Below are 22772 nucleotides of genomic sequence, written 5' to 3' on the forward strand. Positions count from 1 at the left end.
GGAGCGCTCTTGGGAGCGATCGATCGCGGCGATGGGAGCACGTCGCTCGGGAGCGCACCCCTCTGGTGATCAGCCCGTGACGTACAGGGTCTGGTCGTAGGTGCCGGATCCGGCGGTGGTCTCGCCCTGGAGCTGGTAGGTCGCGGTGACGGTGGCGGTGGACGGGCAGAGGAGGTTGCTGCCGGACTGCTTGTTCACCGTGGCGCCGTTCACGCCGACCTGGGCCTGGTTGTTGCTGGTGACGGGACGGTTGGCGTTGTCGGGGTTGTAGCCGTTGGCGGTGAGGTTGCCGCCGAAGATGCAGGTGATGCCGCCGAACAGGTCGACGACGGCCTTGACGCTGAAGTTGGCGATGGTGACCGCCGCGTCGCGGTTGCCGGTGTGGCCGGAGTCGTAGACGACGGTGCCGCCGGTCCACGGCAGCTTCTGCGCGGTGATCGTGACGGAGGCGGTGCCGGTGCAGCTCGTGAAGGTCGCGCTGCCGATGCTGAGGCCGGTGCCGTCGGAGTTGATCGATCCCTTCATCGTCGACTGGCTGCAGGAGCCGCTGCCGATCGAGGTCGAGACGGTCGCGTTGCCGAGCAGCGAGGCCTGGACGTTGCCGGAGTAGGGGGCGGCGGTGGCCGAGCCCTTGCGGATGGTCGTGCCCGCGGCCGAGGCGGGGGCGATCCCCGCGGCGAGGACGGCCAGGGCGGCGGTCCCGATGATCGCGGTCTGTCTGATACGTGCCACCGGAAACTCCTTTGTCCGGTTCGGGGTGGGCAACGCGAAAGTAATTCGCCTTTCCGGGCCGGGCAATGGCCGGGGGCCGAACCCGGCCTGGCCGGATTGGGACACCAGCCAGTGTCTGCTGGTAAGGCCGGGCGGGCGGCGGCCGGGTAGGGGGCTGTGGCGCGGGACCCGGTTGACGGAGTCCCGACTCCGTGCTTGCTCGCTTTGTTGCGGTCCAATGCGCCCGGTCGCGAAGTGGCCTAGATTGGGCGGACCATGGCCGCCCCGGCGGCCCCGCGTCGGCCGAGGGACGGAGGAGGGCCATGCGCGAACCGCGCCGCTCGCCCGCCGCCGCCCGCTGGCTGCTCGCCGTCGCGCTCGGGCTCCTCGGCCTCGCCGGAGCGCCCGCCGCGAAGACCCTCACCGCCGGAGCACACGGCGGCGGCGGAGGCGCCATCGCCCGTGCCGCCATCGCCCGTGCCGCCACCGTCCAGCACGTCACCGGACGGGCGTCCGCGCCCCGCACGACGCACGCCACAGCGGCGGCGCGGCACCACACCGGGCCGTCCGCACCGGTCACGCCGGGCGCGTTCGCGCCCGCCGGACCCGACGTCCGCCCGGCGCTCGTCCGGACGGTCCGGCCCGCCGCCCGCTTCACCGAGCCCGTCGTCGCCCCCACGGGCGCCCCGCGCGGACGCGCCCCGCCCACCTCCACACGGATCTGACGTTCCGTCCAGCGGCGCCGCCCCCAGCGAAGCGGCGGCGCCATCGCTCCGTGTGGAGGTCTCCCCTTGACTCGCGCCAACGCGGTGCGGGCGGTCCTGGCGTTCGCCGTGCTCGCCGCATCGCTGTACTTCGCCCTGTCCGAACCCGCCCGGCTGGGCCTCGACCTGCGCGGCGGGACCCAGATCGTCCTCGAGACCCGGGACTCGCCGTCGGCCAAGGCCGGCCGTGACGCCACCGACCGCGCCCGCCAGGTCCTGCACCGCCGCATCGACGCGCTCGGCGTCGCCGAGGCGTCCATCACCCGGTCCGGCGACCGCCGGCTGATCGTCGAACTCCCCGACGTCCAGGACCCGTCGCACGCCGCCGCGCTGCTCGGCCGCACCGCGCAGCTCACCGCCCACCCCGTCCGCGCCGCCGACGGACCGGCCGGCGCCGGCGAGAAGGAGATCCCGGACGAGAGCGGCCGGCCGATGATCATCGGGCCCGCCGTGCTCACCGGCGACGGCGTCGGCTCGGCCGCCGCGTCCTTCGACCCCGAGGGCCTCGGCGGCTGGGACGTCGGCATCACGTTCCGCGGAGGGGGCGGCGCGGCCTGGGAGAAGGTCACCGCCAAGGCCGCCTGCGCCACCGGCGACGAGCGCCGCGTCGCGTTCGTCCTGGACGGGAAGGTCATCTCGTCTCCGCAGGTCAGCGCCGACGTCGCCTGCGGTACCGGGATCACCGGCGGGTCCACCCGGATCACCGGGAACTTCGGCGCCGACGAGGCCAAGGACCTCGCCGCGCTGGTGCAGGGCGGCGCGCTGCCCGTCCCGGTGACGATCGTCGAGCAGCGGGTCGTCGGCCCCACCCTCGGCGAGGAGGCGATCGAGGCCAGCGCCTGGGCCGCCGTCATCGGCGTCGCCCTCACCGGCCTGTTCATCGCCGCCGTCTACCGGCTCGTCGGCCTGCTCGCCACCGCCGCGCTCGCCGGCTACGCGCTGATCTCCTACGCCGCGCTCGTCGCCGCCGGCGCGACCCTCACCCTGCCCGGCCTCGCCGGGTTCGTCCTGGCGATCGGCATGGCGATCGACGCGAACGTGCTGGCGTTCGAACGCGCCCGCGAGGAACGCGCCGCCGCGCCCGGCCGGTCCCCCCGCAACGCCCTCGCCATCGGGTTCACCAAGGCGTGGTCGGCGATCGCCGACTCCGCCGCCACCACGCTGCTCGCCGGCGGCCTGCTGTTCTTCCTCGCGTCCGGGCCGGTCAAGGGCTTCGGCGTCACCCTGTGCATCGGCGTGCTCGCCTCGCTGGTCTCGGCGATGCTGCTCAGCCGCGTCCTCACCGACGCCGCCCTGGCCCGCATGCCGAGGATCGGCCGCTCCAAGGCCGGCGGCCTCGGCGCCGGCGGCCGCATCCGCCGATGGCTCGACCACCGCCGTCCCGACCTGATGAGGCGCCGCACCCGCTGGCTCGCCATCTCCGGCCTCGCCGTCGTCCTCGCCCTCACCGGGATCTTCGCCCGGGGCCTGAACTACGGCGTCGAGTTCACCGGCGGACGCGCCGTCGAGTACACCACGAACCGTCCCGTCGACATCGGCGACGCCCGCACCGCCGTCGCCCGCGCCGGATTCCCGCAGGCCACCGTGCAGACGTCCGGCAAGGACGGCATCGCCGTCCGCACCACCGAGCTCACCGACGCGCAGGAGAAGCGCATCCGCGACGCGCTCGCGCGGCAGGGCGGCGGCGCGACGAAGCAGCGCGACGAGCTGATCGGCCCGAGCCTCGGCGGCGAGATGCGCACCAAGGCGCTGATCGCGCTCGGCGTGGCCCTGCTGGTGCAGCTCGGCTACCTGACGTTCCGGTTCCGCTGGACGTTCGCGGCCGGGTCCGTGCTGGCGATGCTGCACGACGTCGTGATCGTCACCGGCCTGTTCGCGTGGCTCGGCAAGCCTGTCGACGGCGTCTTCCTCGCCGCGCTGCTCACCGTCATCGGCTACTCGGTGAACGACTCCGTCGTGGTGTTCGACCGCGTCCGGGAACTGTGGACGGCCGAACCCCGCGCCCCCTTCGCGGACGTCGCGAACCGGGGCGCGCTGCAGACCGTCCCCCGCACCGTCAACACCGGCATGGGCGCCCTGTTCATCCTGGCCGCCCTCGCCGTCCTCGGCGGCGACACGCTGACCGACTTCGCGATCGCGCTCCTCGCGGGCATCGTCGTCGGCACCTACTCCAGCGTCTTCACCGCCACGCCGCTCGCGATCGTCCTGGAACGCTTCGCGGGCCCGCCGCCGCGCCCCCGCGCCGCGGCGCCCCGCGCCGCCCGCACCCCAGGCGACTCGGGCGCCGTCGTCTGACCCGCCACGGCGTGCCGCCGCCCCTGACCGGCGGCACGCCGTCCGCGATCACTTCCCCAGCACGGACTTCTTCAGCGTCCCCTTGTCCGCCCGCAGGAGGCAGATCACTTTCTGGACCCCGAAGTACCAGGCCTTCGCGGAGGGCCCCACGAAGTCGGTTCTCACCCCGGCGGGCCGCGCGTGCGGTGCGAACGCCTTCGCCGCCCGCTTGCGGCACCCGCGCGAGGCGTTCGCATCGATGATCTTCTTGCCGGGGTAGGCCCACGGGACGCCGGAGGTGGCGAGGCCCTCCCACGGCAGGTCGAACGCGGCGTAGACCTGCACCTTGTGCGGTTCGGTGCACGGGACGGCGCGCGCCGCCGCGTCCGCGTCCTTCCACTCGGCGAAGCAGTCGCCGGCCTCGAACTCCTGCAGGGTCTTCCTGGCCGGGTCGAGGGTGGCGGCCAGCGGCGACGCCAGCTTTCCGGTGCCGCCGTAGCGCATCACGCACGTCACGTGCCGGTCCCCGGCCCGCCAGGCCGCCTCGTCCGGTTTGTCGAGGTAGACGTCGAGATCCTCGTAGTACCGGCTCTTCACCAGGAACGCGAGCCGGTCCGTGCACACCTTGGTCGCCTCGCCCGCCAACCCCTTGTCGCCGGGATAGGCGTCGTCGTCCGGCAGCCCCGCCTGCGCGACGACCTCGCCGTCATGCGGGCGCGTGCACGGCAACGCCGTGACGGCCACATCGGCCGCGCCCTTGCGGAACCCGGCGAAACAGTCACCGGCCTTGAGGCGCGAAAGGACGGTCTCGTGGCCCCGGCCGTTCCCGCCCGAGTCCCCGCCGTCCGGCGAGACGAGCATCACCGCGATGACCGCGCCCACGGCGACCCACACCAGCGAAGCGGTGAGCCCGCCGACCGCCATTCCCCGGCCCCTGCCACCGCGCCGCCTGACCTGCGCGAACGCCGCAACGGCGAACCCGACGGCCAACGGCGCCAACCCGACGATCCCGGCAGCGAGAGCCCCCTTGGCCCACCCGTTCGTCCGCCGCCGGGGCACCGTTTCCGACGTCCCGGGCGCCGGGGACTCTCCGGTCCCATCGGCCCCATGCGCCGCATGCTCCGTCGCTGTCTCGCTCAACGCCGCATCAGGCGGAGCCCACTCGCTTCCCGCCCCGCCGTTCACCGCGGGCCGGGCGGCGTCATCCTCCGCGCTCACTTCGGCATCAGCGATCGCGTCAGGGGAGCGCCGTCGGCCTTGAACATGCACACGATCCTGCGGTCGCCCATCTGCCAGCCCTCCTTGGCGGGGTAGCCGAACCACGGCAGGACGTGCTGGGGCGGATCCCCCTTGAAGACCTTGAAGGCGCGCTTGGCGCACTCCACCGTGGCCTTTTCCTCGATCGTCCGTTCCGACGGGTACTTGCCGCCGCCGCGCATGTCGTAAGTGGCGTAGACCTGGTAGCGGTGCTTCTTCTTGCAGTCGACGAGGTTCAGGAGCGCGTCGTCCTTCCAATCGTCGATGCAGTCGCCGGCGACCAGCTGCGTGTAGCTTCGCGTTCCCCATTCCGCGCTGGTCAGCGGAGCGGTGAGCTTCTCGGGGCCGGTATGGCGCAGGACGCAGGTGACGTCGTGGCGGCCCTTGCCCCAGGCGGCGCGGCGGGGGCGGTCGATGTGCAGCTCGAGGTCGTCGGCGTAGCGGTTGTTCATCAGGAACCGGGTCCTGTCCTTGCACTCCTTCGTCGCCTCGGTGACGAGCACCGTGTCGCCGGGGTACGGGAGGTCGGGCAGGGTGACGACGGCGCCGATCTCGCCCTCGTGCGGCTCGGTGCACGGCGTCTTGGTCACGTAGACGCTGTTGAGGTCCTCTTCGAGGCCGGTGAAGCAGTCGCCGGCGAGGAGGGTTGTGACGCGAGGCTTGCCGCCCTTGGCGGCGGGGGCGTCGCTGCCGGGGTCGGCCTTGTCCAGGACGCCCGTGGCGAGGACGAGGGCGGCGGCGGTGATCCAGGCGGCGGACGCGGCGAGGCCGGCGGCCGCGAAGCCCTTGCCCTTCTGGCCGCGGCGTCCCGTCTGGACGAACGCGGTGACGGCGAAGCCGATCGCGAAGACGACGAGGCCGAGGAGCCCGGTGACGAGTGCGACGATCGCGAACGGGTTCGTCCGGCGGGCACCGGGTGCGGGAAGCCCTGGCGGGGGCGGGGCGAAGGCGGCGGCGGGCTCCGGTGGTGGGGGAGCGGCGGCGGTGCCGGTGTCCGGCGGCGTCCAGGCGGCCGGGGCGGACGGTTCTTCGGGGGTGTCCTGGACGTCGTCAGCGTCCGGTGGCGTTGTCACAGCGGGAAAGTACGCGATCAAGGTCACAAATAGCGCATTTCCGGCGGTCGTCGCCAAGTTGTGATCATGGCCGTTCACCTGGCGATGATCTTCTCCTCGCCCGCTGGACACCCGGCACTGATGATCTTCTGCCGATCGGTCCGACCGGCGGAAGGTGCCCTGTGTCTCGAATGTCCCGACGGCTGGCCGGGGGCGCCGTCGCCCTCGCCGCCCTCACGGCGGGGACGGTGCCCGCCGCGCACGCCGGGCAGCCCGGCCCCGTCGACGTGCAGCTGCTGTCCATCACCGACTTCCACGGCTACCTGCAGCCCTACGACGACGCGGCGAACGGGCAGGTGAAGCTGCCGGACGGGACGGTCCTGAAGGTCGGCGGCGCCGCCTACAACGCCGCGCACCTGGAGCGGCTGCGCGCGGGCAAGAAGAACTCGATCCTGTTCTCGGTCGGCGACAACTTCAGCGGCTGGCCGTTCGAGGTCGACGCGTTCCGGGACGAGCCGACGATCGAGGTGCTCAACAAGCTCGGCGTCCGGTTCTCCACGGTCGGCAACCACGAGCTCGACGTGTCGGCGGGGTTCCTCAAGGACCACATGATGAAGGGCCGCTGCTTCGGCACGGTGGACGTCGACAGCTGCTTCACCGACTCCGCCGGCAACCGGTTCCGGGGCGCGGACTTCCCCTTCTACACCGGCAACATCGTCGGCGCGAAGACCGGGAAGCCGATCCTGAAGCCGTACAACATCGAGTGGGTGCGCGGGGACGGCGGCCGGAAGGTCCCGGTCGGGTTCATCGACCTGACCGTCCCGGACACCCCGGCCGGCTCCACGTCCTACCAGCCGGACCTGCGGTCGCTTCCGCTGCTGGAGACGGCGAACAAGTACGCGGCGGAGCTGAAGAGGCGCGGCGTGAAGGCGATCGTCGCGAACGTCCACGACGGCGGATCGGCGGACGGCGCGGGCTTCGACGGCTGCAAGGACCCGCACGGGCCCGTCATCGACTTCGCCAGGCAGGCGTCGCCGGACATCGACGCGATCTTCACCGGGCACTGGCACGCCGGCTTCAACTGCACGATCGCCGACCCGGCCGGCCACCCCCGCCCGGTCATCGAGGGCCTCAACCACGGACGGCTGATCAGCGAGATCGACCTGCGGCTGGACGCCCGCGGCGAGGTGATCCGCGGCGAGACCAGGGCCGTCAACCACCCGGTGACCAGGGACATCGCCCCCGACCCGGACGTGCAGAAGATCGCCGACTACTGGACGGCGCGCGGCAACGAGCGGTCCGCACAGCCGCTGGCGCGGCAGACCGGCGACTTCACCCGGACGCAGAACGGCAGCGGCGAGAGCACCATGGGGGACCTCGCCGCCGACGTCCAGTACTGGGCGGCCGGGACGTCCCGCAAGGGCCGCGCCGATCTCGCGCTCGTCGCCACCAAGCCCGTCACCGGCTCGAACGCGGTCGCGCGGGACCTGCCGTACGCGAAGGGGACCGGCGCCGGCGACGCCGACGGGCGCGTGACGTTCGGCGAGGCGTGGAGCGCCTACGGGTACGGCAACCCGATCCTCACCGTCACGGTGACCGGCGAGCAGATCCATCAGGCGCTGGAGCAGCAGTGGCAGGGCGCGAAGTTCGCGCCGTTCGCCGTGTCGGAGAACGTCCGCTACTCCTACGACGCGTCGCGGCCGGCCGGCGACCGCGTCGACCCGGCGCACGTCACGATCGACGGGAAGCCGCTCGACCCGTCCAAGAAGTACCGGCTCGCCGCGCTCGCGTACACGCTGATCGGCGCGGACGGCTACACCGCGTTCACCGGGTTCACCGGCGCGTACCGCAACGAGCTGCCCGACCACGAGGCGTTCGTCGCGTACCTGAAGGCGCACCCGGTGATCGGTCCCGCGCCGCTCGGCCGGGTCGCCCCGGCCGCGAGCTGAACCGCCGCGGAAGGGCGCCGTGGCCCGGGACGACACCCCGGCCACGGCGCCCTGCGCTCGGCGCCCTGCGCCCCGGCGGCTCAGGCCAGCGGCGGCTGCTCCTGCTCGCCCTCCGCGTTGATCACCTGCATCACCGCGTTGATCAGCGCGAGGTGGGTGAACGCCTGCGGGAAGTTGCCGAGGTGCCGCCCGGTGTGCGGGTCGATCTCCTCGGCGTACAGCTGCAGCGGGCTCGCGTACGACAGCAGCTTCTCGCACAGCGCCCGCGCCCGGTCCAGCTCACCGATCATCACCAGCGTGCTGACCAGCCAGAACGAGCAGATCGTGAAGGTGCCCTCCTCCGACTCGAACCCGTCGTCGGTCTCGGTCGCCCGGTACCGCAGGACGAGGTCGTCCTCCGACAGCTCGTCCGCGATGGCGAGGACCGTCTCCCGGACCCGCTTGTCGTCGGCCGGCAGGAACCCCAGCAGCGGGATCAGCAGCGCCGACGCGTCCAGCGCGTCCGCGCCGTAGTGCGCGGTGAACACGCCGCGCTCGTCGAGCGCGTTCGCCAGCACGTCCGCGTGGATCTCGTCGGCGGCGGCCTGCCAGCGGCGCGCCCGCTCCTGGTCGCCGCGGATCCGGGCCAGCCGCGCGCCGCGGTCGGCCGCGACCCAGCAGAACACCTTCGAGGAGGTGAAGTGCTGCGGCTCGCCGCGCACCTCCCACATCCCGCAGTCGGGGGTGCGCCAGTTGGCGAGCGCGTCCTCCACCTGCTTGACGACGATCTTCCAGAGCCGGTCGTCGAGCCGGTCGCGCTTGCGCACGAACAGGTAGATCGACCCGATGATCGCGCCCCACACGTCGTGCTGGGCCTGCATGTACGCCTCGTTGCCGATGCGCACCGGGCGGGCGTTGTCGTAGCCGGTCAGGTGCTCGAGCGTGGACTCGGGCAGCTCCTCCCGGCCGTCCAGCCCGTACATGATCTGCAGCTTGCCCTCGGCGGCCTCGGCGACGTCGGTGATGAAGTAGAAGAAGTCGTTGGCCTCCCAGTCGTAGCCGAGGGTGTAGAAGGCCCACAGCGCCATGGTGGAGTCGCGGATCCAGGTGTAGCGGTAGTCCCAGTTCCGGTCGCCGCCCGGCGTCTCCGGCAGCGACGTCGTCGCCGCGGCCGCGACCGCGCCCGACGGCGCGAACGTCAGCCCCTTCAGGGTGAGCGCGCTGCGCTGCAGGTGGCTGCGCCACGGATGGTCGGGGAACCGGCCGCGGTCCAGCCAGTGCTGCCAGTGGTGGACGGTCCAGACGAGCCGCTCCTGCGCCTCCTCCCACGACGCGGGTGCGGCGTGCTCGCTCCACGACAGCGCGACGAACCGGGACTCGCCCTGCTTCAGCAGCGTCCGGGCCGTGGCGAGCGACCCCTCGAACCCGACGTTCATGTCGGTGGTGAGCCGCAGCCCGACGCCGTTCCCGCGGGCGACCGCCTCGTGGTACCCGGCGCCGGTGTGCTCCCAGCGGGCCGGCGTCTGCCCGTAGTCGAAGACCGGCATGCAGTCGAGCCGCGCCTGGACCTGGCCGTTCACGCACCGCACCATCCGCAGCAGGACGTGGTCGGCGTCGTAGTCGGTGGGGGCGCGGCGGTGCGTGTGGGAGCGTTCCGTCTCGTGGTGCCACGGCCCCATCAGCAGGGCGTCGGTGACCACCAGCCAGCCCCCGTGTACCCACCAGGTCGTCTCCATGACCATGGTGCCGGGGATGTAGCGCTGCGCGGCGGGCACCTCCACGCCCGCGGGGCCGACCCGGAAGTATCCGGCGTCCCGGTCCAGGATGGAGCCGAACACGCTCGGCGAGTCCATCTTCGGCAGGCACATCCACTCGATGTTCCCGCTGGGCGCGACGAGCGCGGTCGTCTCGCAGTCGGACAGGAACCCGAAATCGGCGATCGGGGCGAACGGGTCTCCCGCCCGGCCGCCGGCGACCTTCGGCCTCACAGCCTCACCTCCTTGATCCATCATTCCCTCTCCAGAGCAATGGGTGCGCCAGGAGCGCGAGGTGTTTCCCCGGCGCCGGGCGCGCGGTGTGCGGCCTCATGGGCGTCGTTGCCTTCCCGGTAGTGGAATAGACCACTTGGAATAGACCATTAAACGGCCTCTGAGCTGCGGAAACGTCGCTCCGCGCACGGGGTGCCGGGAGACCGGGTCAGGCGCGGGTACAGTCCCGGCAAACAGGGCAGCGGACCCGCCGCCGCCTGGGAGGACGCGACGGCGCGCGCTCCCCGGCGCCGGGGTCCGGCACTGCCACTGGGTGGAACCGGAGCGAGAAGGAGCTCCCCGTGCCGAAGTTCGTGTACGACTTCACCGAGGGAAACAAGGACCTCAAGGATCTGCTGGGCGGCAAGGGCGCCAACCTGGCCGAGATGACCAACCTCGGCCTGCCCGTGCCTCCCGGGTTCACGATCACCGCGGAGGCCTGCCGGCATTACCTTGAGCACGGGACCCTGCCCGACGGGCTGGCGGAGGAGGTGAACGCCCACCTCGCCGCCCTGGAGAAGGCGATGGGCAAGAAGCTCGGCCAGCCGGACGACCCGCTGCTGGTCAGCGTCCGCTCGGGGGCCAAGTTCAGCATGCCCGGGATGATGGAGACCGTCCTGAACGTCGGTCTCAACGACGAGTCCGTGCACGGCCTCGCCGCGCAGGCCGGCGACGAGCGGTTCGCGTGGGACTCCTACCGCCGGCTGATCCAGATGTTCGGCAAGACCGTCCTGGACGTGGACGGCGAGCTGTTCGAGGACGCCGTCGAGGACGTCAAGCGGGCCCGCGGCACCGACGACGACGTGGACCTGACCGCCGACGACTTCAAGGAACTGGTGGAGCGGTTCAAGACGATCGTCCGCGAGCAGGCCGGGCGGGACTTCCCGACCGACCCGCGCGAGCAGATGGACCTCGCCACCGAGGCGGTGTTCGAGTCCTGGAACGCCGACCGCGCGATCCTTTACCGCCGCCAGGAGCGCATCCCCGTCGACCTCGGTACCGCCGTCAACATCTGCTCGATGGTCTTCGGCAACATGGGGATGGACTCGGGGACGGGCGTCGCCTTCACCCGCGACCCCGCGTCCGGGCACCAGGGCATCTACGGCGACTACCTGCAGAACGCGCAGGGCGAGGACGTCGTCGCCGGCATCCGCAACACCGTCCCGCTGACGGAGCTGGAGCGGATCGACAAGGCGTCCTACGACCGGCTTCTCGAGATCATGGAGACGCTCGAGAACCACTACCGCGACATGTGCGACATCGAGTTCACGATCGAGCGCGGGAAGCTGTGGATGCTGCAGACCCGGGTCGGCAAGCGGACCGCCGCCGCCGCGTTCCGGATCGCCTGCCAGCTGCTCGACCAAGGGCTCATCGACGCCGACGAGGCGGCCCGCCGCGTCACCGGCGACCAGCTCGCGCAGCTGATGTTCCCCCGGTTCGCCAGCAAGGTCGACGGCGTCAAGAAGATCACCAAGGGCATGAACGCCTCGCCCGGTGCCGCCGTCGGCAAGGCCGTGTTCACCTCCGAGCGGGCCGTCGAGCTGGCCGACCAGGGCGAGGACGTGATCCTCGTCCGCCGCGAGACCAACCCCGACGACCTGTCCGGCATGGTCGCCGCGAAGGGCGTGCTGACCTCCCGCGGCGGCAAGACCTCGCACGCCGCCGTCGTCGCCCGCGGCATGGGCAAGACCTGCGTGTGCGGCGCCGAGGAGCTCGACGTCGACGTCAAGGCCGGGACGTTCACCGCGCCCGGCGGCGTCACCGTCCGCGAGGGCGACGTCATCTCGATCGACGGGACGTCCGGCGACGTCTACCTTGGCGAGGTCCCGGTCGAGGACTCCCCGGTCGTCCGGTACTTCGAGGGGGAGCTGTCCGCCGCCGACGGCGACGAGCTGGTCGTCGCGGTGGACCGCGTCATGGAGCACGCCGACGCGAAGGCGGCGATGGCGGTGCGCGCCAACGCCGACAACCCCGAGGACGCGGCGCGGGCCCGCCGGTTCGGCGCCAAGGGCATCGGCCTGTGCCGCACCGAGCACATGTTCCTCGGCGACCGGCGGCAGCTCGTCGAGCAGCTGATCCTCGCCGAGGGCGACGAGGATCGGCAGGCGGCGCTGGACGCCCTGGAGCCGCTGCAGAAGCAGGACTTCGAGGGCATCTTCGCGGCCATGGACGGGCTGCCGGTCACGATCCGGCTCATCGACCCGCCGCTGCACGAGTTCCTCCCCGACCTCACCGAGCTGTCGGTCAGGGTGGCCCTCGCCGGCGACGGCGCCGACCCCAAGGACCGGAGACTGCTCGAGGCAGTCACCCGACTGCACGAGCAGAACCCTATGTTGGGGTTGCGCGGCGTGCGGCTGGGTTTGGTGATTCCGGGCCTGTTCGGCATGCAGGTGCGCGCGATCGCCGAGGCGGCCGCCGCCCGCAAGGCCGCCGGCGGCGACCCGCGCCCGGAGATCATGATCCCGCTCGTCGGGGCGGTGCAGGAGCTGGAGGCCGTCCGCGACGAGGCGCGCGCCATCCTCGACGGGGTGAAGGAGTCCACCGGCGTGGACGTCCCGGCGCTGGTCGGCACCATGATCGAGTTGCCGCGGGCGGCGCTGACCGCCGGGCAGATCGCCGAGGCCGCCGAGTTCTTCTCCTTCGGCACCAACGACCTCACCCAGACGACCTGGGGCTTCTCCCGCGACGACGTCGAGGCGGCGTTCTTCTCCCGCTACCTCGAACTCGGGATCTTCGGGGTGTCGCCGTTCGAGACCCTGGACCGGGAGGGCGTCGGGCGGCTCGTCCGGATCGCCGCCGAGGAGGGCCGCAAGGCCCGTCCGGGGATCAAGCTGGGGATCTGCGGCGAGCACGGCGGCGACCCCGACTCGGTCCACTTCTGCCACGAGGTCGGCCTGGACTACGTGTCCTGCTCGCCGTTCCGGGTACCGGTGGCGCGGCTGGAGGCGGGCCGCGCCGCGATCGAGGCCGCGGGCTCCGGAGGCAGCGACAGCCGCTGATCCCGCCCGGAACGGTGCGTCCGGAACCGGGCGTCCGAAACGGGAAATGTGGGGCGTGCAACACGCCGGACCTGCGAACCTCCGGCGCCCGCCGGACCATCTCACTAACGTGTCCAGAGCGATGACGTTGGAAGTGGAGTTGCCGGACCACGACCCGGACGAGCCGGAGCAGACCGACGAGCGCCCGCGCGGCCGCAAGAAGCGCGGACGGCGCAGGAGGCCGCTCTGGTTCACGATCCCGGTGACCGTGCTGTGCGCCCTCGTCGCCGTCGTCGTGCTGACCCCGCTGACCGTCGGCGCCCGCGTCTGGTACCAGGCCCGGCAGGACGAGCGGCCCCGCTCCGACGCGATCATCGTGCTCGGCGCCGCGCAGTACAACGGGGTGCCGTCCCCGACGCTGCGGTGGCGCCTGCAGCACGCCCTCGACCTGTACCGCGACAAGGTCGCGCCCGCGATCGTCACCGTCGGCGGCAAGGCGCCCGGCGACACCTACACCGAGGCCGAGTCCGGGCGCCGGTGGCTGATCGAGAAGGGCGGCGTGCCCGCGTCCAAGGTCGTCGCGGTGCCGGTCGGACGCGACACCCTGGAGAGCATGAAGGCGGTCGGCAAGGCCTACAAGGCGCGGCACTGGACGTCCGGCGTGATCGTCACCGACCCGTGGCACGCGCTGCGCTCCAAGCGGATGGCCGAGGACAGCGGGATCAAGGCGGCCGCGTCGCCGACCCACAGCGGCCCGAGCGTGCAGACCCGCGACACCCAGTTCCACTACATCGTGCGGGAGACCGGCGGGTACCTGTCTTACGTGCTGCTCGGCAAGAGCGTGAAGACGCCCAGCGAGACCATCAAGATCATCCACGGGGACCCGACCGCGACGGTGTCGCCGAGCCCCCCGGCCGGCGCGACCCCGGGCGGCGCGCCGACCCGCTGAGGTCCGGCGCCGGAGCCGGGCCCCGGCGAACGTCCGCGGCGGTCCGCCTGCTTACCCGCCCTTTGCCCGCTTACTCTGGAAGGACATGACCCAGAACCCGTCACGCACCGGACGCCCGGAAGGGTCCGGCTACTCCGGCACCGACAAGCTGCGCTGGGCGCCCGAGCCCCCCAAGCGCCGCGACCGCACGGCGTTCGAACGCGACCGCGCCCGCGTGCTGCACAGCGCCGCGCTCCGCCGCCTCGCCGCCAAGACCCAGGTCGCCTCGCCCGGCGCGGACGCCGCCGCCGACACCGTCCAGAGCCTGCGCACCCGCCTCACCCACTCGCTGGAGTGCGCGCAGGTCGGCCGCGAGCTCGGCAAGTCCCTCGGCTGCGACCCCGACCTGGTCGAGGCCGCGTGCCTCTCGCACGACATCGGGCACCCCCCGTTCGGCCACAACGGCGAGTCCGCGCTGGACATCGTCGCCCGCGACTGCGGCGGCTTCGAGGGCAACGCGCAGAGCCTGCGCGTCCTGACCCGGCTGGAGCCCAAGTCGTTCGCCCCCGACGGCCCGCCCCTGTACGGCCGCAGCGTCGGCCTCAACCTGACCCGCGCCGCCCTCGACGCGGCGATGAAGTACCCGTGGACGCAGGAGCAGGCCGTCAACGGCAAGTTCGGCGTGTACGCCGACGACGTGGCCGTCGCCGACTGGGTCCGCGAGGGCGCCCCGCCCGGCCGGACCTGCTTCGAGGCCCAGGTCATGGACTGGAGCGACGACGTCGCCTACTCCGTCCACGACCTGGAGGACGCGCTCGTCGCCGGGCACGTCGACTTCGCGCGGCTCGCCGACCCGTCCGAGCGGCGGCTCGTCGCCGCCACCGCCGCCAAGCTGTACTGCGCCGACGCCGGCCTGGACGAGCTGGAGGAGCGGTTCGCCGCGCTGCTCGCCGAGCCGTACTGGCCCGACCGCTACGACGGCACGCCGCGCAGCCTCGCCGCGCTCAAGAACCTCACCAGCACGCTGATCGGCCGGTTCTGCCTGGCCGCCGAGACCGCCACCCGCGCCGCGCACGGCGACCGGCCGCTCACCCGGTACGCCGCCGAGCTGATCGTCCCTCGCGCGCAGCGGCTGGAGAACGCGCTGCTCAAGGGCATCACCGCGCACTACGTGTGGATCAGCCACGAGGAGGTCAGGGCCCGCCAGCGAACGCTGATCACCGAGCTGGCCGAGATGATGCTCGCCGGCGCGCCCGCGTCCCTCGACCCGGGGTTCCGCGAGGCGTTCGTGGACGCCGAGGACGACGCGGCCCGGCTGCGCGCCGTCGTCGACCAGATCGCCTCGCTCACCGACCTGTCGGCGATCGCCCGCCACCGCCTCCTCGGCGGCCGCCCCCAGTAGCCCCCGCCCCGGTGGTTCTCGGCCCTGCGGGGCCCGGGTGCGTGCATTCCGCCCCGACGCGCCGAACGATGGCCCTTGTCTCGTTACGGAGGCCGCTGTAGGGATAGCTACAAGTCATCTACAGGAGGTCGCCATGCCCGAGGAGACGTTCGTCATCGTCGGCGCCGGCCTTGCCGGAGCCAAGGCGGCGGAGACGCTCCGCGAGGAGGGCTTCGCGGGCCGCGTGCTGCTGATCGGCGAGGAGATCGAGCGGCCGTACGAGCGGCCGCCGCTGTCCAAGGGGTTCCTGCTCGACAAGGAGCCGCGCGACAAGGCGCACGTGCACGAGGCGGACTGGTACGACAAGCACGACGTGGAGCTGCGCGTCGGCGTCTCGGTCACGGCGATCGACCGGGCCGCGCACGAGGTGCGCCTGTCGACCAAGGAGCCGATCCGCTACGGCAAGCTGCTGCTGGCGACCGGCGCGTCCCCCCGCCGCCTGGAGGTCCCCGGCTCCAAGCTCCAGGGCATCCACTACCTGCGCACCATGGCCGACTCGGCGGCGCTGAAGCAGGCGCTCGCGCACGGCGGACGGCGCGTCGTCGTCGCCGGTGCCGGCTGGATCGGGCTGGAGGCGGCCGCCGCCGCCCGCGCGTACGGCAACGACGTCACGATCATCGAGCCGGAACCGGCGCCGCTGCACGCCGCGCTCGGTCCCGAGCTCGGCCGCCTGTTCGCCGACCTGCACCACGAGCACGGCGTCGACGTGCGCCTCGACCAGGGCGTCGCCGGGTTCTGGGGCGCCGGGCAGGTGTCGGCCGTGGTCACCTCCGGCGGCGCCGAGGTCCCCGCGGACGTGGTCGTCGTCGGCATCGGCGTCCGGCCGAACGCGGGCCTCGCCGAGAAGGCGGGCCTGGAGGTCTCCGACGGGATCCTCGTCGACCAGTCGCTGCGCACCTCCGACCCCGACGTCTACGCCGCGGGCGACGTCGCGAACGCCTACAACCCGCTGCTCGGCCGCCGGATCCGCGTGGAGCACTGGGCGAACGCGCTGAACGGCGGGCCCGCCGCCGCGCGTGCCATGCTCGGCCACGACGTCGTGTACGACCGCATCCCGTACTTCTTCAGCGACCAGTACGACCTCGGCATGGAGATGTCGGGCGTCGCCGCGCCAGGGGAGTACGACAAGGTCGTCTACCGCGGCGACGTCGCCGCCCGCGAGTTCGTCGCGTTCTGGCTGAACGAGGGGCGGGTCGTCGGCGGGATGAACGTCAACGTGTGGGACGTGACCGGGGACGTGCAGGCGCTGATCCGCTCCGGGCGCCCCGTCGACGAGGCCCGGCTGGCCGACCCGGCGGTGCCGCTCGCCGATCTCGTGGCCTGATCCCTCCCTTCCGATCTTTGTCACCGGCAGGCCGTATCGAGCCGGACTGTAAGGCACGTACAGTCGGCTGGGTGGTGACGGAGGAGATCGCGGCGCCGCCGGTGCGGGCGCGCCTGGCGGTGACGGTGGCGTTCGTGGCGCACGGGCTGCTCGGCGCGGCGTGGGTGGCGCGCATCCCGCAGATCAAGGAGCACCTCGGGCTGAGCGCGGGCACGATGGGCGTCGCGCTGCTCGGCGCGCCGGTCGGGGTGGTCGCCGCAGTGCGGTTCGCCGGCTGGATCGTCCACCGGTGGGGCAGCCGCGCCACGACGGTCGCCGCCGGGACCGCGGGCGCGCTGTCGCTCGTCCCGCTCGGGCTGTCGTGGAACCTCGCGTCGCTGATCTGCTCCCTGGTGCTGATGGGCGGCTCGCTCGGCCTGATGGACGTGGCGATGAACGCCCAGGGCGTCGCCGTCGAGCGCGGTTACGGGCGCCCGCTGATGTCCGGCCTGCACGGGGCGTACAGCATCGGGACGCTGCTGTCTGCGCTGGTCGGGTCCGCGGCGGCGCACGCGGGCGTCCCGGTCCCGGTACATCTGACGGTCGCGGCGGCGGTGCTGGTGCTGCTGCTCGCGGCCGGCTGCCGCGACCTTATGGATCGTTCCATCGACGACCTTCCGGACCCGGCGGGCACCGCCATCGACGCGGCCTCCGGAGTCCCGGGTGCGACGGGCGGGGCGGGTGCGGCGGGCTCGGCAGGCTCGGCGGGTGCGGCGCCTGGACGGCGGGGCTCGGCGGCCCGCGCCGCCCGATGGCCGCTGATCGTGCTCGGGGTGATCGGGCTCTGCTCGTTCGTCGGCGAGGGCGCCATGGCCGACTGGAGCGCCATCTACCTGCGGGAAAGCCTCGGCACCGGGCCCGGCGCAGCCGGTCTCGGCTACGCCGGATGCGCCATCGCGATGACCGCCGGACGGCTCGCCGGCGACCGCGTCGTCGCCCGCTTCGGGCCCGTCGCCGTGCTGCGGACCGGCTCGCTGGTCGCGGCGGCCGGGCTCGCCCTCGGGCTGCTGCTCGGAAACCCGGTGGCCGCCGTGTCCGGTTTCACGCTCTTCGGGCTCGGCGTCGCCGTCGTGGCACCCGTCACCTTCAGCGCCGCCGGGAACGTCCCCGGCGTCCCGGCCGCCGCCGGGATCTCCCGCGTCACCGGCGTCGGCTACCTCGGCCTCCTCGGCGGCCCGCCCGTCATCGGATTCGTCGCGCAGGGCGTCGGGCTCGCGTGGGCGCTCGCCGTCCCCGCCGCGCTCGCGGGGCTGATCGTCCTGCTGGCCCCGGCCACCGCCACCGCCGAACGCTGAGGCCCGCGCCCGCTCCGGCCGGGCTGGGGCGGGATGGGGCGGGATGGGGCGGGACCGTTTTGGCGGGGTTGTGACGTCGTTATATGTACCGTTCAGGTAAGGTCTGGGCGAGTGAGCACCATGCAGCGGTCGAGACCGGCGAAAACGGTCTCCTCCGCACCGGCGTACCGGGCGTTCCTCCGCGAGCTGCTCAGCTTCGGAGCCGTCGGCTTCGTCGGCACCCTCATCATGATCTTCGGCGCCAACCTGATGCGCGCCTGGCTCGGCGGCAGCCCCGTGACCAGCGTCGCCGTGCCGACGATCGTGTCCACGCTGAGCTCCTACCTGCTCAACCGCTACTGGACGTTCCGGCACCGCGACAGCGAGGGCACCGGCCGCGAGTTCGCGATCTTCTTCGCGCTGAACGGCATCGGGCTCGGCATCCAGATCCTGTGCACCGGGTTCACCTACTACAGCCTCGGGCTGCACGGCGGCATCGCCTACAACCTCGGCCTCCTCGCGGGCGTCGTGCTCGGCTCGGCGTTCCGCTACTGGTCGTACAAGAAGTGGGTCTTCACCACGGCGGCCGCCTGAGTTGGGGCGTCTCGACGACGAATGGGCGCTGCACCGGCCCGCGGTGTTCGGCGCCGCCTACCGGATCACCGGCAGCGTCGCCGACGCCGAGGACATCGCCCAGGACGTGTGGCTGCGCGCCACCGCCCGCGGATCCCTCGACGACGTCCGCGACCTGCGCGCCTGGCTGATCACCATCGCCGCCCGGCGGGCCTGCGACCTGCTCGGCTCCGCGCACGCCCGCCGCGTCGACTACGTCGGCCCGTGGCTGCCTGAACCGCTGCTGACCGGCCCCGACGCCGCCGAGCCCGTGCTCGTCGACGAGACCGCCGGCACCGCGATGCTGCTCGTCCTGGAGGAGCTGTCGCCGCCCGAGCGGGTCGCGTTCGTGCTGCACCAGGCGTTCGACGTGCCCTACGACACGATCGCGGAGGTGCTCGGCAGGACGCCCGCCGCGTGCCGGCAGCTCGCGTCCCGGGCCCGCCGCAAGATCGCCGCGGCGTCCCCGGCCCGGCCCGCCGGCACCGCGGAGCGGGACCGGGTGCTGCGCGAGTTCCGCGCCGCCTACGAGCGCCGCGACGAGGCGGCCCTGCTCGCGCTGCTCGACCCGGACGCCACCTACACCACCGACGGCGGCGGCCACGTCTTCGCCGCCCGGAAGATCATCGCGGGGGCGGGGCGCGTCGCGACCGCGCTGCTGCGGGTCGCCGTCCGGCAGCGGTTCGCGCTCGTCCCCGCCGAGGTGAACGGGGAGGCCGCGCTGCTCGTCCGCAACCGGGCGGGGCGGCTCGCCGCCGTCGACACCGTCGAGGTCCGGGACGGGCGGATCGTCGCGGTCCGCCGTGTCCTGAACCCCGAGAAGCTCGCCGCCGCCCGCGCCGCCCTCGGCTGGTAGCGGGCCTGTTCCTCGCTCAGCCGGCGGGGCGGCGCATCGCGCCGTCCAGTTCGAGAGGCGAGACGCTGCCGGCGGTCGCGTCCAGATCGCCGTCCTTCAGGAACGCCTCGGCCGCCCGCAGCGCCGCCGTGTAAGCCGCGCCCGCCAGCGCCGTCCCCACGCTGACGCGCCGGACGCCCGCCTCCGCCAGCATCGCCACCGTCGGGCCACCCGCGAAGAACGACCCCGCGTTGACCGGGATCGGGACCGCGGCGGTCAGCGTCCGCAGCAGGCCCAGGTCCAGCAGGCCCGGGACGAACAGGCAGTCCGCGCCCGCCTCCGCGTACCGGCCCGCCCGCGCGATCACCTCGTCCAGCCGCCCCGCCGGTTCGCCGACCTGGTGGAAGAACACGTCGGTGCGCGCGTTCACCACCAGATCGGGCGCGCCCGCCCGCGCCGCCGCCTGCCGGGCCGCCGTGATCCGCTCCGCCTGCGCCTCGGGGGAGTGCAGCGGGCTGCCCGCCGGGCCCGGCGAATCCTCCAGGTTGATCCCCGCCGCCCCCGCGTCCACCACCGCCTCGACCGTCGCCGCCACGTCGCCAGGGCCGGGACCGTACCCGCCCTCGACGTCCGCGGAGACCGGAACGTCCACCGCGCGGACGATCCGGCGGACCGCCGCCGCCATCGCGTCGCGGCCGAGCTGCTCGCCGTCCGGCCGGCCGAGCGCCCACGAGACCGCCGCGCTGGACGTCCCGATCGCGGACGCCCCGGCCCGCTCGATCACCGCCGCGCTGCACGCGTCCCACGCGTTCGGCAGGACCAGCAGCACCTCGTGGTAGGAGCGGAACAGCCGCGCCTTCTCGTTGACCGTCATGTCCTGGGTCGCCGTCATGCCGCCGAACCTAGGACCGCGAATCGGCCCGGCAGAAGAGCCAATCCGGGCCCGTTCGATTGAGCCGATCCCGCCTGTCACACCCCCCGGGGGCGCGTCGTCTCCCTGGTGACGAAGGGAGAACGACCATGGCACGCATGCTCCTGCAGGAGGCGACCCCCGAGGTCTACCAGGGCTACATGAAGATCGCCGGGCTCATCCGCCGCGGGCCGCTGCCCCGGCCGACCCAGGAGCTCATCAAGATCCGCGCCTCCCAGCTCAACGGATGCGCCTTCTGCGTCGACCACCACATCCGGGACTTCCGGGCGCTCGGCGAACCCGAGGAACGCGTCCACCACCTGACGGTGTGGCGCGAATCGCCGCTCTACACCGAACCGGAGCGCGCCGCCCTCGCCTACACCGAGGCCGTCACCCGCCGCGAACCCGTCGGCGACGAGCTCTGGGAGACGCTCCGCAAGCACTACCCGGACGACCGCGAACTCGGCGACCTCGCCGCCCTCGTGTCGCTGATCAACGCCCTCAACCTCTTCGGCGTCCCGCTGAAGCTCAGGCCGCCGGTCCGGGACTGAACCGCACCGCACGTCCCGCGCCCCGTCCCGGGCCTGCGCGGGACGTGCGGCTCCGCGGATCAGCGCCCCGCCGGGACGATCTTCTCCGTCTGGCTCAACGCCTCCGCGAGGACGCCCGTCAGATCCTGGCCGGTGCCCTGCGAGAAGATCACCTCGTCCACGCCCTGCTCGGCGAGCCGCCCGACCGTGTCGACCGCCGCGCCGACCGACGGCGTCTCGGTGAAGAAGGTCAGCGACGTCTTCTCGATCTCCGCGTAGTCGCGCCCCTCCCGCTCGCAGTGCTCGCGCAGCACCTCCAGCTTCCGGGGCAGCTCCTCGCCGTCGAAGATGTTGCAGGCGTCCGCGTACTTGGCGACGTACCGCAGCGTCTTCTTCTCGCCCGTGCCGCCGATCAGGATCCGCGGATGCGGCCGCCGCAGCGCCGGCGGCGAGTTCAGCGGACGCTCCAGCCGGTAGTGCTCGCCCTCGAACGCCGACTCGTCGCCCTCCCACATCTGGTGCGCGATCCGCAGCGTCTCCTCCAGCCGCTCGAACCGCTCCGCCGTCGGCGGGAACCGCACCCCGAGGCCGCGCGACTCCTCTTCGTTCCACGCCGCGCCGATGCCGAGCCAGGCCCGCCCGCCGGACAGGACGTCCAGCGTCGTCACCGTCTTCACCAGGATGCCGGGATGCCGGTACGTCACGCCGGTGACCAGGGTGCCGAGCGTGATCCGCTCCGTCAGCGCCGCCGCGTACGCGAGCGCCGTGTAGCCCTCCAGCATCGGCTCGTCCGCCGGGCCGACCATGTTGATCTGGAAGAAGTGGTCCATCACCCACAGCGAGTGCAGCCCGCCCTGGTCCGCCTCCTTCGCGATGCGGGCGAACGTCGGGCCTATCTGCTCCGGCCCGCCGGGAAAGGTGAAGCTGGGCACCTGGAGTCCGATGCGCATGAAGGTTCCCTCGTTCTCTCGTGCTCGTCGCATTGCCTGCCAACGACTCTGCGACCTGGAGCGCACTCCAGGTCAAGTCCGGCGTCGGCTGCATACCCCGCCGGCATGAGGCCAGTCCCGGCCATCGGGCCCGTTCTGGTCGGGTTCCCGGCCAGGTGGCGCAGCGCCGGCCCTGGTAATCGAGCATGGCCTGGAACGGAACAGCAAGCGGCAGCGGCGCGCCCCACACCGCCGCGCCAAGCCCGCAGAGCGCGCTCAACCCCGCCGCAAGGCTCGCCCCATGCCCCACCACGACGACCGCACCACCCTCACCGCGCGCCGGGTGACCGCACTACCCTCATCGTGCGCCGGGTGACCGCACCACCGTCCCCGTGCCCGCCGACGACCGCGCCACCGTCACCCTTCCAGGCCGCCGATCCCTGCCTCGACGAGCCCGGCCAGCATGGTGACCGGCGCCCCTTGGACTTGGATGATCGCCTCCGCCGTCTGCCGTGCGCGGACGGCCGTGCTCGTGTAGATGCGCGGTTTACCGGCGGGAGTGCGCGCCCTGTCGCGGCGGCTTGGAGCACCCGCGCTCAGTCAACTGCGCGTCCGGCGACGCTCCGGACGCCTCGGCGAAGACGCTCTCGGAGTCGGCATGGCCGCCTGGACATATCACTTCCAAGGCGTCGTGCAGTAAGGAATGGCAATTGGGGTGGATCGCTCTGGCTGGTGTGCGTGCGAGGTGAGGTGTGCTGGATTCGTGTGGGCGTACGGGGCGTGTTCGAAAAGGGTGTTCAGGTGGCCTTGGATAAGGGTGTTCGGGTGCATCGGTGAGAAAGGGTGTTCGGGTGGTGGGGTGGCGCTTGCGTACGGGGCCGCCCCTCCAAAGTCAAGGGCGCCTTCGGCGTCGCTACGCGATGGACTTCGTCCACCCTTGACTTTGGAGCCTCTGCGGC

At 72.8% G+C, this 22772-nt stretch carries 18 protein-coding genes; 11 read left to right on the forward strand and 7 right to left on the reverse strand.

All coding sequences use genetic code 11. The annotated features are described in order from the left end of the window. Nucleotides 1–69: 69 nt before the first annotated feature. Entirely contained in the window at nt 70–732 is a 663-nt protein-coding gene (locus F9B16_RS06800; protein ID WP_151539117.1) for a hypothetical protein, read from the reverse strand. A 302-nt stretch (nt 733–1034) separates the two neighbouring features. Here F9B16_RS06800 and F9B16_RS06805 point away from each other — a divergent pair, with 302 nt between their 5' ends. After that, on the forward strand, nt 1035–1436 hold the full coding sequence (locus tag F9B16_RS06805) for a hypothetical protein (RefSeq protein ID WP_151539118.1): 402 nt from the start codon (nt 1035–1037) through the stop codon (nt 1434–1436). A gap of 66 nt (nt 1437–1502) precedes the next feature. Further along, a complete protein-coding gene (secD, locus tag F9B16_RS06810) occupies nt 1503–3770 on the forward strand; it encodes a protein translocase subunit SecD (RefSeq protein WP_151539119.1) in 2268 nt (755 codons plus the stop codon). A gap of 48 nt (nt 3771–3818) precedes the next feature. Here secD and F9B16_RS06815 read toward each other — a convergent pair whose 3' ends face one another. Then, entirely contained in the window at nt 3819–4673 is an 855-nt protein-coding gene (locus tag F9B16_RS06815; RefSeq protein WP_151539120.1) for a septum formation family protein, read from the reverse strand. A gap of 290 nt (nt 4674–4963) precedes the next feature. Next, nucleotides 4964–6079: a DUF4190 domain-containing protein gene (locus F9B16_RS06820; protein WP_192808644.1), complete on the reverse strand. Its 1116-nt coding sequence runs from the start codon at nt 6077–6079 to the stop codon at nt 4964–4966. A gap of 170 nt (nt 6080–6249) precedes the next feature. On the opposite strand from F9B16_RS06820, the gene F9B16_RS06825 reads away from it, so the two are divergent. After that, nucleotides 6250–8007, forward strand: coding sequence for a bifunctional metallophosphatase/5'-nucleotidase (locus tag F9B16_RS06825; protein ID WP_151539122.1), 1758 nt, complete (start codon nt 6250–6252; stop codon nt 8005–8007). Between the two features lie 80 nt (nt 8008–8087). On the opposite strand, the gene F9B16_RS06830 is transcribed toward F9B16_RS06825, so the two are convergent. Then, nucleotides 8088–9974: a glycoside hydrolase family 15 protein gene (locus tag F9B16_RS06830; RefSeq protein WP_225991424.1), complete on the reverse strand. Its 1887-nt coding sequence runs from the start codon at nt 9972–9974 to the stop codon at nt 8088–8090. 341 nt (nt 9975–10315) lie between these two features. Between F9B16_RS06830 and ppdK the strand changes: the two genes are divergently transcribed. The 7 genes from ppdK (at nt 10316) to sigJ (ending at nt 19465) form a co-directional block, all read left to right on the forward strand. Beyond that, the gene (ppdK, locus tag F9B16_RS06835; RefSeq protein WP_151539123.1) at nt 10316–13012 is read left to right on the forward strand and encodes a pyruvate, phosphate dikinase; all 2697 of its coding nucleotides are present in this window, start codon (nt 10316–10318) and stop codon (nt 13010–13012) included. A 121-nt stretch (nt 13013–13133) separates the two neighbouring features. Continuing rightward, the gene (locus F9B16_RS06840; protein WP_151539124.1) at nt 13134–13940 is read left to right on the forward strand and encodes a YdcF family protein; all 807 of its coding nucleotides are present in this window, start codon (nt 13134–13136) and stop codon (nt 13938–13940) included. A gap of 85 nt (nt 13941–14025) precedes the next feature. After that, a complete protein-coding gene (locus F9B16_RS06845) occupies nt 14026–15321 on the forward strand; it encodes a deoxyguanosinetriphosphate triphosphohydrolase (protein ID WP_151539125.1) in 1296 nt (431 codons plus the stop codon). A 133-nt stretch (nt 15322–15454) separates the two neighbouring features. After that, complete coding sequence (locus F9B16_RS06850; RefSeq protein WP_151539126.1) at nt 15455–16684, forward strand: NAD(P)/FAD-dependent oxidoreductase; 1230 nt, start codon at nt 15455–15457, stop codon at nt 16682–16684. A 71-nt stretch (nt 16685–16755) separates the two neighbouring features. Further along, nucleotides 16756–18018 carry an MFS transporter gene (locus F9B16_RS06855; RefSeq protein WP_151539127.1) on the forward strand — a complete coding sequence of 421 codons (1263 nt, stop codon included), beginning with the start codon at nt 16756–16758 and terminating at the stop codon, nt 18016–18018. 120 nt (nt 18019–18138) lie between these two features. Further along, a complete protein-coding gene (locus F9B16_RS06860) occupies nt 18139–18591 on the forward strand; it encodes a GtrA family protein (RefSeq protein WP_225991429.1) in 453 nt (150 codons plus the stop codon). Between the two features lies 1 nt (nt 18592). After that, on the forward strand, nt 18593–19465 hold the full coding sequence (gene sigJ / locus F9B16_RS06865; RefSeq protein ID WP_151539129.1) for an RNA polymerase sigma factor SigJ: 873 nt from the start codon (nt 18593–18595) through the stop codon (nt 19463–19465). A gap of 16 nt (nt 19466–19481) precedes the next feature. Here the strand turns inward: sigJ and F9B16_RS06870 are convergent, their stop codons facing one another. Then, nucleotides 19482–20336 (reverse strand): isocitrate lyase/PEP mutase family protein, encoded by an 855-nt coding sequence (locus F9B16_RS06870; protein ID WP_225991425.1) that lies wholly within the window; start codon nt 20334–20336, stop codon nt 19482–19484. Between the two features lie 128 nt (nt 20337–20464). On the opposite strand from F9B16_RS06870, the gene F9B16_RS06875 reads away from it, so the two are divergent. Further along, nucleotides 20465–20905 carry a carboxymuconolactone decarboxylase family protein gene (locus F9B16_RS06875; protein ID WP_151539130.1) on the forward strand — a complete coding sequence of 147 codons (441 nt, stop codon included), beginning with the start codon at nt 20465–20467 and terminating at the stop codon, nt 20903–20905. A 59-nt stretch (nt 20906–20964) separates the two neighbouring features. On the opposite strand, the gene F9B16_RS06880 is transcribed toward F9B16_RS06875, so the two are convergent. Both F9B16_RS06880 and F9B16_RS54055 read right to left on the reverse strand, forming a co-directional pair. Further along, a complete protein-coding gene (locus tag F9B16_RS06880; protein WP_151539131.1) occupies nt 20965–21834 on the reverse strand; it encodes an LLM class F420-dependent oxidoreductase in 870 nt (289 codons plus the stop codon). 396 nt (nt 21835–22230) lie between these two features. Continuing rightward, nucleotides 22231–22413, reverse strand: a complete 183-nt coding sequence (locus tag F9B16_RS54055; protein WP_151539171.1) for a histidine phosphatase family protein — start codon at nt 22411–22413, stop codon at nt 22231–22233. Nucleotides 22414–22772: the final 359 nt, after the last annotated feature.

The organism is Actinomadura montaniterrae (assembly GCF_008923365.1).
In the GTDB taxonomy this organism is placed as follows: Bacteria; Actinomycetota; Actinomycetes; order Streptosporangiales; family Streptosporangiaceae; genus Spirillospora; species Spirillospora montaniterrae.